Here is a 9,567-nt window from a genome sequence, read left to right as displayed (position 1 = left end):
CGACGGGGTCCCCGGTCGTGGCCGTTGCCGACGCGGATGGCCCGCAGGTCATGATTCGCGATCCGCGCCTGGACGAGTTGCTGGCAGCGCACAAGCAGTTTGGCAGTACCTCGGCATTGCAGATGCCAGCGGGATTCCTGCGCAATGCAACGTTTGAGGCGCCCAACCGGTAGGCGCGAGTACATCAAAGCAGCTTTTGTCTTGAGATGGCGTGATGCGCAATAAAGGGGTGGCGAGCAGCAAGGCGGGCAAAGTGCGTCAATGGTTCAAGACCAGGACAGTCCTGGGGCTTTGCGCAGTGGGCTGTTCCATTGCGCTGGCGGCGCCCCCGGGTGGAAAACAGCCCGCTTCCGTCAGCGATAGTCCTGCAGCCTCTCCGGAGCGTGGCATCGTTCAGTGGATAGAGCGCATGCACCGGGCTCCGTGCGTGCGGCCCTATGCGGGCACGTTCGTCGTGCTGGCTGCGTCCGGGTCGATGGCCAGCTCCCGCATCTGGCATGCGTGTGAAGGCGCTCAGCAGATGGAGCGGGTTGAGGCGCTCAGCGGTACTCCTCGCACGGTTTTTCGGCGCAATGACGAGGTCCGCACATTCCTGCCGCAGGCTCGGGTGGTGCGTTCGGATCGCCGCGATGTGGCAGGCCTGTTTCCTCGGGTGCCTGTCGTTGACGGAACCTCCATTTCGCAGTTCTACACGTCGCGCTCCCTGGGACAGGAGCGGGTGGCTGGCTTGATGGCCGATGTGGTGTGGTTCAAGCCGGTGGATACGCTGCGCTTTGGCTACAAACTGTGGAGCGAGCAGGAGACCGGCCTCGTCATCAAGTTGCAGACGTTGGGGCCTGATGGCCGGGTGCTGGAGCAGGCGGCGTTCTCCGAGCTCGATCTGAATGCTCCGGTTCGCATGGAGCAGCTCTCGCGCATGATGGATGCCACGGACGGGTACAAGCTGGTCTCGCCGGAAGTCGTCAAGACCACGGCTTCGGCGGAAGGGTGGGGATTGCGCCAGCCGGTAGCGGGCTTTGTCCCCGTGAGCTGTCATCGGCGCTCGATGTCATCATCCGAAGGGACCCAGGATGTCTTGCAATGCCTCTATTCAGACGGCCTTGCATCGGTTTCATTGTTCGTCGAACCCTTCAATGCGCAGCGGCATCCTGCCCAGCCGCAGATTGCGGGTGCCGGGGCCACGCAGTTGCTGGCGCAACGCATTCCGCCCGATATGTGGGTGACTGCGGTGGGAGAAGTGCCGCTGCAAACGCTGCGACTGTTTGCTGGGCAGCTCGAACGCGTGCGCTGACGGGGCTCCTCGGCGCCGCAAGCGTGCCTCGCCAGACTACTGATCCCTGTGTGCGGCTGAGATAACGCCTCCTTTGGATATCCCGCAAGGGAACCAAATTCCTGCACCCCTTTCACAGTGACACAACTTGATGTTTGCAATCGCCACAATTCACGAAAGGTCGACGATGCCGAAATTCCACGGAAATGTTCTGCGTTCTCTGGCATTAGCCTGCATGTTTACCGGGGTTGCCGCCGGGGCGCTCATGCCGCACGCGGCGCTGGCTCAGCCTGCCGCTGTGGCGCGGGGGCTGCCGGATTTCACTGATCTGGTGGACCAGGTGGGTCCTGCGGTCGTAAACATTCGCACGGTGGAGAAGATGTCCAGCGGCCGCGCCAGCGCCAACGGCATGGACGAGGAAATGCTGGAGTTCTTTCGCCGGTTTGGCGTGCCGATTCCCAACGTCCCGCGCCCCCAGCGGCCACAGCGCCCCCAGGATGATGAGCAACCTCGCGGCGTCGGTTCGGGCTTCATCCTGACTGGTGATGGGTATGTCATGACCAATGCCCATGTGGTGGACGGCGCTGACGAGGTGATCGTCACGCTGACCGACAAACGCGAATTCAAGGCCAAGATCATCGGGGCCGACAAGCGCACCGATGTCGCGGTGGTCAAGATCGAGGCCACGGGCCTTCCTGCCGTCAAGGTGGGAGACGTGAGCCGCCTGCGTGTCGGCGAGTGGGTGATGGCGATCGGGTCGCCTTTCGGACTGGAGAACACCGTCACCGCGGGCATCGTGAGTGCCAAGCAGCGTGACACCGGGGATTACCTGCCGTTCATTCAGACCGATGTGGCCATCAACCCCGGCAATTCGGGGGGGCCGCTCATCAACATGCGCGGTGAGGTGGTCGGCATCAATAGCCAAATCTATTCGCGTTCCGGCGGGTTCATGGGCATCTCGTTTGCCATCCCGATGGATGAGGCGATCCGCGTGAGCGATCAGCTGCGTGCCTCGGGCAGGGTCACGCGGGGGCGCATCGGGGTGCAAATCGGGCAGGTCACCAAGGATGTGGCTGAGTCGATCGGCCTGGGCAAACCGCAGGGCGCGCTGGTGACAGGCGTGGAGGCTGGTTCGCCGGCTGACAAGGCGGGCGTGGAGGCCGGTGACATCATCACGCGCTTTGATGGCAAGCCCATCGAGAAAGTCGCGGACCTTCCCCGGCTCGTCGGCAATACCAAGCCGGGCACGAAGAGCACGATGACCGTGTTCCGCCGCGGAGCATCGCGAGACCTGAGCCTGACCATCGCCGAGATCGAGCCGGACAAGCCGGCCACCGCCAAGGCCGCGGAGCGTGAAGAAAAGCCCAAGGCTTCCGCAGCAGCGCAGCAGATCGGGCTCGCCGTGACTGAGCTTTCCGAAGCCCAAAAGAAAGAGCTCAAGATCAAAGGGGGGGTAATGATTGCCTCCGCCTCCGACGCCGCAGCGCGGGCTGGTTTGCGGGAGGGCGATGTCATTCTGGCTGTAGCCAACACCGAAGTGTCTGGCGTGAAGGAATTCGAGGCAGTGCTTGCCAAGGCGGACAAGACCCGGCCGATCAATGTGCTGTATCGGCGGGGTGAATGGGCCCAATATGCGCTGATTCGTCCGGGGCGCTGATCACTGCCAACCGTCTGGCCATAGACGGGCGGTGCATTGTTTGACCACGCTCCTCCAGGGGTGTTTGGGTCAATTGGGCTGGTTCCGGCTCGCGGCAGAAAATCCTGAAAGTTAGCTTCGGCTAACTTTCAGGAAGCACTATTGACCGAATTCGATAGAATGGCGAGCTTTCTTGCGCGCTAAACCATATATCGAGCACCGGTAGATCCACGATGCGGGATCGCGGCTGGCAATGCACAGGCGATCCACAGCTCACCCACAAGTTGTCCAGGGGCGTGGTGGAATGCCTTGTGTATAAGGTGTTGATAAAATTGCTGTTGCACCCTGGCAACTCCCCTTAGATGCAGTCGGACGGGCTTTTTCCTTTGGGCTTTTTGCCTACAATGAAGCTCCAACTATCGCAGTTGCCAATGATTGTTGGTTCAGGGCGCGTCGCCATTCGACGCGCCCTTTTTTCTTGTGTGCTCCGTTTCAATTCAATCACTTGACGCTTTCCGTTGATGAACCACATCAGAAATTTCTCCATCATTGCGCACATCGACCATGGCAAGTCCACGCTGGCCGATCGCTTGATCCAGCGCTGTGGCGGCCTCGCTGACCGCGAGATGGAAGCCCAGGTGCTCGACTCGATGGACATCGAGAAAGAGCGTGGGATAACCATCAAGGCGCAGACCGCGGCGCTGCAATACAAGGCGCGTGATGGGCAGGTCTACAACCTCAATCTGATCGATACGCCCGGCCACGTGGACTTCTCATACGAGGTCTCGCGATCGCTGTCGGCGTGTGAAGGCGCGTTGTTGGTGGTGGATGCCTCGCAGGGTGTTGAAGCGCAGACGGTGGCCAACTGCTACACCGCGCTGGATCTTGGTGTCGAAGTGCTGCCCGTGCTCAACAAGATGGACCTGCCCCAGGCCGATCCCGAGACCGCGAAGGCTGAGGTCGAGGATGTGATTGGCATCGATGCGAGCGACGCCATTCCCTGTTCGGCCAAGACCGGCATGGGCGTGGACGACATTCTCGAAGCCATCGTGGCGAAGATTCCCGCTCCGCGCGGCAATGCGGACGGCCCGCTGCGCGCGATGATCATCGACAGCTGGTTTGACTCCTACGTGGGCGTGGTCATGCTGGTGCGCGTGGTCGATGGCGAGCTCAAGAAGGGCGAGCGCTTCAAGATGATGGCGACCAACGCCGCCTATGAAGCCAACAGCCTGGGCGTGTTCACCCCGGCCAACCAGCCGCGCGACAGCCTGAAGGCCGGCGAAGTGGGCTACATCATTGCGGGCATCAAGGAGCTTAAGGCGGCGAAGGTGGGCGACACCATCACGCTGGAGAAGAAGCTTCCCAACAATGCGGGCCCGGCCGAAGAGGCATTGCCCGGCTTCAAGGAAATCAAACCCCAGGTGTTCGCGGGCCTGTACCCCACGGAGGCCAGCGAGTACGACCAGCTGCGCGATGCGCTCGAGAAGCTGCAGCTCAACGACTCGTCGCTGCACTTCGAGCCCGAAGTCTCCCAGGCCTTGGGATTTGGCTTCCGCTGCGGCTTCCTGGGCCTGTTGCACATGGAGATCGTGCAGGAGCGTCTGGAGCGCGAGTTCGACCAGGACCTCATCACCACCGCACCCAGCGTGGTTTATGAAGTGGTCAAGGGCGATGGCGAAGTCATCATGGTGGAGAACCCCTCCAAGATGCCCGACCAGGGCAAGATCCAGGAGATCCGCGAGCCCATCGTCACGGTGCACTTGTACATGCCCCAGGACTACGTGGGTCCTGTGATGACCCTGGCCAACCAGAAACGCGGCGTACAGATCAACATGGCCTACCACGGCCGCCAGGTGATGCTCACCTACGAGCTGCCGCTGGGCGAGATCGTGCTGGACTTCTTCGACAAGCTCAAGTCGGTGTCGCGCGGCTATGCATCGATGGACTATGAGTTCAAGGAGTACCGCGCCTCCGACGTGGTGAAGGTGGACATCCTGCTCAACGGCGAGAAGGTCGATGCGCTGTCCATCATCGTGCACCGCAGCCAGAGCCAGTACCGCGGCCGCGCCGTGGCCGCCAAGATGCGCGAAATCATCAGCCGCCAGATGTTCGACGTGGCGATCCAGGCTGCCATCGGCGCCAACATCATCGCGCGCGAAACCATCAAGGCTTTGCGCAAGAACGTGCTGGCAAAATGCTACGGGGGTGACATTACCCGCAAGCGCAAGCTCCTTGAAAAACAAAAAGCAGGCAAGAAACGCATGAAACAGATCGGATCGGTGGAGGTCCCCCAAGAGGCATTCCTGGCCATTTTGCAGGTGGAAGATTGATGGCCCAGTTCATGCAGATTTTCACGGCCCTGGTGTTGGCCGGGTTTGGCGGGTACATCGGTGCCTGGTATTTTGGTGCAGTGGAGGGAAACTTCGCCCTGCTGCTGTTTCTGGCCACGGTGGTGACCGGGGCCTACTGGCTGGCCGAGCGCCTGTATTTTTTGCCCCGGCGCCGCCGTGCTGCCCAGGCCATTGAAGACGCCGCCGTTCAGCGCCGCGCCGAGCTGGACCGCATGGGAATCCAGAAGGTCGATGTGGACGTCCAGGAAGCCAAGGGGCGCCTGCTCATGCAACCCTGGTGGCTCGATTGGACTGCGGGGCTCTTTCCGGTGATTGCCGCCGTGTTTGTGCTCCGGTCCTTTTTGTTCGAGCCTTTCAAGATCCCGTCGGGTTCCATGATCCCCACGCTGCTGGTGGGCGACTTGATCCTTGTGAACAAGTTCACCTATGGCATCCGCCTGCCCGTGATCCACACGAAGATCACCGAGGGCGCCCCACCTGTGCGGGGCGACGTGGTGGTGTTCCGCTATCCACCGCAGCCGAGCCTCGACTACATCAAGCGAGTGGTGGGGGTGCCGGGCGACGAGGTGGCCTACCTCAACAAGCGCCTGACGATCAACGGCAAACCGGTGGACACCAAGGCGCTGCCCGACTTCTTCGAGGAAGACTCGATGCGCTATTTCAAGCAGTTTGAGGAGCAGCTGGGCTCAGCGTCTCACCGCCTGCTCAACAACCCGGAAGTGCCGGCGTTCGTCCAGGGCGCGAGCAATTTTGCCCATCGCAAGAACTGCCGCTACAGTGTCGAGGGCGTTGTCTGCAAGGTTCCCGAGGGCCACTATTTCGTGATGGGGGACAACCGGGACAACTCGCTCGATTCGCGCTACTGGGGTTTCGTGCCGGAGGGCAACATTGTCGGAAAAGCGTTCTTCGTGTGGATGAATTTTGGCAACATCAAGCGCATCGGGTCGTTCCAGTAACGGCGCTTCATTGATTTAAATACCGAGGGGGAAAGAAATGAACAGACAGTTTTCTGCACGTCGCTCTCGCCAGCGCGGATTGTCGTTTTTTGGTGTGATTTTCATTGGTGTGCTGGCCGTGGCTGCGTTTGCCATCGGCGGGCAGTCGGTTCCGATCTTTCTGGAGTACCAGGCGATCAACAAGGCTGCGACCAAGGCGGCGCGAGAGGCCAGCACCGTGCCGGAGATTCGTGCCGCGTTCGACCGGGCGGCGGCCATTGACGACATCAGTTCCATCAAGGGGAGTGACCTGGAAATATCCAAGCGGGGCGACAACGTCATAGTCGGATACAAGTACTCCCGTGAAATCGCCCTGGCGGGCCCCGCCTACCTCGTCTACCGATTCGAAGGACAGACCAAGTAGTGCATTCCGGCCTTCAAGCGCTGCAGGCCCGCCTGCAGCATGTTTTCTCTGATCCCACCCTGCTGCAGCGCGCGACCACGCACCGCAGTTTTTCGGCAGACCACAACGAACGGCTGGAGTTTCTGGGCGACTCCGTGCTCAATCTCGCGGTGGCCAGCTTGTTGTACCAGCGGCTGTCGGCCCTGCCGGAAGGGGATCTGTCCCGTGTGCGCGCCAACCTCGTCAAGCAGGAGACCTTGCACCAGCTAGCGCTGCGGCTCAAGATCTCCGAGGTGTTGCGCTTAGGTGAAGGCGAATCCAAGTCCGGCGGGCAGCAGCGCCCGTCGATCCTGGCCGATGCGCTGGAAGCGCTGATTGGCGCGGTTTACCTCGATGCTGGCTACGCGAGCGCTGAGGCGCTGGTGCACCGGCTGTTCCAGGGGGTGGAGATCAACCCGCAGATGCAGGCGGCGTCCAAGGATGCCAAGACCGCGTTGCAGGAGTGGCTGCAGGGCCGCAAAATGAAGCTGCCGCAGTACAAGGTCGTGGGCACGGTGGGGGCTGCACACCGCCAGACCTTTGATGTCGAATGCGACATTCCCGAGCGGGGGCTTACCGAACGGGGCATTGGCGGGTCCCGCCGGGCCGGCGAGCAGGCAGCGGCAGCGGCCATGCTGGCAAAATTGAAAGAAAACAAACTATCAACGACGCTACCAAAGATGTAGCTGGTGACGCAGGTCCGCAAAGCGCTCCCGTGCAAAACGACCTGGAGGCCATGCTGGCAGCGGCCGGGGCGCCCGCGGCGGTGCCCGGCCAGCGTTGTGGCGTGATTGCCATCGTGGGCAAGCCCAACGTGGGCAAGTCCACGTTGCTCAATGCACTGGTGGGGCAGAAGATCAGCATCACCTCGCGCAAGGCGCAGACCACGCGCCATTGCATCACCGGCATTCGCACGCTGGGGGCAACGCAGTTCATCTTTGTGGACACGCCCGGCTTTCAGACGCGGCACGCCACGGCCCTGAACAAGTCGCTCAACAAGACGGTGATGGGCGCGATTGGCGACGTGGACCTGATTCTGTTCGTGGTGGAAGCAGGCAACTTCACGCTGGCGGACGCCAAGGTGCTGTCCCTGTTCAAGCCGGGCATCCCCACGCTGCTGGTGGCCAACAAGCTCGACATGGTGCACCGGCGCGCCGAAATCGCGCCGTGGCTCAAGAGCATGCAGGAGCGTCACCCTTTTGCCGAGTTCGTGCCCATGTCGGCCAAGAACAAGGCCGACATCGAGCGCCTCTTCGGCATCTGCGAAAAATACCTGCCCGAGCAGGGCTGGTGGTATGCCGAGGACGAGCTGACCGACCGCAGCGAGAAGTTCCTGGCGAGCGAAACGGTGCGGGAGAAGCTGTTCCGCTTTACCGGGGACGAGCTGCCTTACACCTCCACGGTGGTCATCGACAAGTTCGACGAAGAAAAGAGCAAGCAGCACAAGCGCCTGGTCAAGATCGCTGCCACCATCGTGGTCGAGCGCGACAATCACAAGATGATGGTGATCGGGGACAAGGGCGAACGCTTGAAGCGCATCGGCACCGAAGCCCGCCAGGAGCTTGAAAAGCTCATGGACGCCAAGGTGTTTCTGGAGCTATGGGTCAAGGTTCGCTCGGGTTGGGCCGACGACGAAGCGCGCGTGCGCTCCTTTGGGTATGAGTGAGGCCCCCTTGAGGCACTTTGCGCCTTCCCCCCATGGGGAACGCCACCAGTGGCCCGGCAGAGCCGGATCCACGGTGGCGCTGGTTTCGGGCCGCGCCCGTGCGGGGGCCTGCCAGACAGTGGCACCGGCGCCGTGATTTTGCGCACAAGTTGTGCCTTGGCGCTTACGCAATAAGCGCCGGGTGCTATTGAAAAAAGTAGCGAAATGCCCCCGCGCCGCATCTCCGATGAACCCGCTTTCGTGCTGCACAGTTACGACTGGAGCGAGTCCAGCCTGATCCTGGAAGTTTTCTGTCGTCGGCAGGGGCGGGTGGCGCTGGTCGCCAAGGGCGCCAAGAAACCCAGCTCCAACTTCCGCCCGGTGTTGCTGCCGCTGCAGCCGCTCACGGTGACCTACACCCTGGCCGGGGGTGACGACGGCCAGGCGGACATCCACACCCTCAAGGGCGCCGAATGGGTGGGTGGTCATGTGATGCCCACGGGCGACGCCTTGCTCTCGGGCCTGTACCTCAACGAACTGCTGCTGCGCCTGCTGGCGCGCGCCGATCCGCACATCGCACTGTTCGACGCCTACGCGGGCGTGGTGGGGGTGCTCGCCAGCGAGCATGGCGACGCGCTCGAGCCTGTGCTGCGCAGCTTCGAGTTGCTGCTGCTGCGCGAGATCGGCCTGCTGCCCAGCCTGGACGTGCAGACCATGACCCTGGCACCGCTCGCGCCCGACGCGCGCTACGCGCTGGTGCCCGAGGGCGGCCTGCGCGCCGCGTCGCCTGCCGACCGCAGCGGGCTCTCGGGCCGCCAATGGCAGGTCTTGCAAACCGCGCTGGACGACGAGGCCAGCCGCTACACCGCGACCCTGCGGGCCTGCGCCTCGGTGGCCTCCGAACTCAAACCCCAGCTGCGTGCCCTGCTGCAATACCATTGCGGGAGCCCCACGTTGCGCACTCGCCAGCTCATGATCGATCTGCAGTCCCTATGAACCAGCCATCCTCCACTGCTTCACACCCGGCCACAGCCCTGTCGGTCAACGTCAACAAGGTGGCCCTCGTGCGCAACACGCGCCACCTGGGCATTCCCAGCGTCGTCCGTGCGGCCGAGCTGTGCCTGCAGGCCGGTGCGCAGGGCATCACCGTGCATCCCCGCCCTGATGAACGCCACATCCGCGCCCACGATGTGTTCGAGCTGGCCGCACTGATGAAGGCCTGGCCGGGGCGCGAATACAACATCGAAGGCAACCCCTCGCAGAACCTGATGGACTTCATCCGCGAGGT

General features: G+C 62.3%; 9 protein-coding genes and 1 pseudogene. All 10 read left to right on the top strand.

Features of this window, described 5'->3' with window-relative positions; translation table 11 throughout:
• Positions 1-173, top strand: a pseudogene (locus MRY84_RS16140) (anti-anti-sigma factor); the annotation flags it as partial.
• Between the two features lie 41 nt (positions 174-214).
• Positions 215-1,291 (top strand): MucB/RseB C-terminal domain-containing protein, encoded by a 1,077-nt coding sequence (locus tag MRY84_RS16135; protein ID WP_291506722.1) that lies wholly within the window; start codon positions 215-217, stop codon positions 1,289-1,291.
• A 166-nt stretch (positions 1,292-1,457) separates the two neighbouring features.
• Entirely contained in the window at positions 1,458-2,927 is a 1,470-nt protein-coding gene (locus MRY84_RS16130) for a DegQ family serine endoprotease (protein ID WP_291506721.1), read from the top strand.
• A 500-nt stretch (positions 2,928-3,427) separates the two neighbouring features.
• Positions 3,428-5,236, top strand: coding sequence for a translation elongation factor 4 (gene lepA / locus MRY84_RS16125; protein WP_291506720.1), 1,809 nt, complete (start codon positions 3,428-3,430; stop codon positions 5,234-5,236).
• Positions 5,236-6,213, top strand: a complete 978-nt coding sequence (lepB, locus tag MRY84_RS16120; RefSeq protein WP_291506719.1) for a signal peptidase I — start codon at positions 5,236-5,238, stop codon at positions 6,211-6,213. The genes lepA and lepB overlap by 1 nt, the downstream gene beginning before the upstream one ends.
• 37 nt (positions 6,214-6,250) lie before the next feature.
• On the top strand, positions 6,251-6,616 hold the full coding sequence (locus tag MRY84_RS16115) for a DUF4845 domain-containing protein (protein WP_291506718.1): 366 nt from the start codon (positions 6,251-6,253) through the stop codon (positions 6,614-6,616).
• Entirely contained in the window at positions 6,616-7,320 is a 705-nt protein-coding gene (gene rnc / locus MRY84_RS16110; protein WP_291506717.1) for a ribonuclease III, read from the top strand. Before MRY84_RS16115 ends, rnc begins: the two co-directional genes overlap by 1 nt.
• Positions 7,296-8,300: a GTPase Era gene (gene era / locus MRY84_RS16105; protein ID WP_291506723.1), complete on the top strand. Its 1,005-nt coding sequence runs from the start codon at positions 7,296-7,298 to the stop codon at positions 8,298-8,300. The genes rnc and era overlap by 25 nt, the downstream gene beginning before the upstream one ends.
• 204 nt (positions 8,301-8,504) lie before the next feature.
• Positions 8,505-9,275, top strand: coding sequence for a DNA repair protein RecO (gene recO, locus MRY84_RS16100; RefSeq protein ID WP_291506716.1), 771 nt, complete (start codon positions 8,505-8,507; stop codon positions 9,273-9,275).
• On the top strand, positions 9,272-9,567 hold a 296-nt coding region (locus MRY84_RS16095; RefSeq protein ID WP_291506715.1), incomplete at its 3' end, for a pyridoxine 5'-phosphate synthase. The genes recO and MRY84_RS16095, both read left to right, overlap by 4 nt.

This window comes from Acidovorax sp. (assembly GCF_022763525.1).
GTDB lineage: Bacteria > Pseudomonadota > Gammaproteobacteria > Burkholderiales > Burkholderiaceae_C > Acidovorax.
The sequence above is the reverse complement of the archived record's forward strand: the minus strand, read 5'-3'. Positions and strand labels throughout refer to the sequence as shown.

Coding starts and splice junctions, on each gene's coding strand:
- MRY84_RS16135 (WP_291506722.1), top strand. CDS start 215: ATGCGCAATAAAGGGGTGGCGAGCAGCAAGGCGGGCAAAGTGCGTCAA.
- lepA (WP_291506720.1), top strand. CDS start 3,428: ATGAACCACATCAGAAATTTCTCCATCATTGCGCACATCGACCATGGC.
- recO (WP_291506716.1), top strand. CDS start 8,505: ATGCCCCCGCGCCGCATCTCCGATGAACCCGCTTTCGTGCTGCACAGT.
- lepB (WP_291506719.1), top strand. CDS start 5,236: ATGGCCCAGTTCATGCAGATTTTCACGGCCCTGGTGTTGGCCGGGTTT.
- MRY84_RS16115 (WP_291506718.1), top strand. CDS start 6,251: ATGAACAGACAGTTTTCTGCACGTCGCTCTCGCCAGCGCGGATTGTCG.
- MRY84_RS16130 (WP_291506721.1), top strand. CDS start 1,458: ATGCCGAAATTCCACGGAAATGTTCTGCGTTCTCTGGCATTAGCCTGC.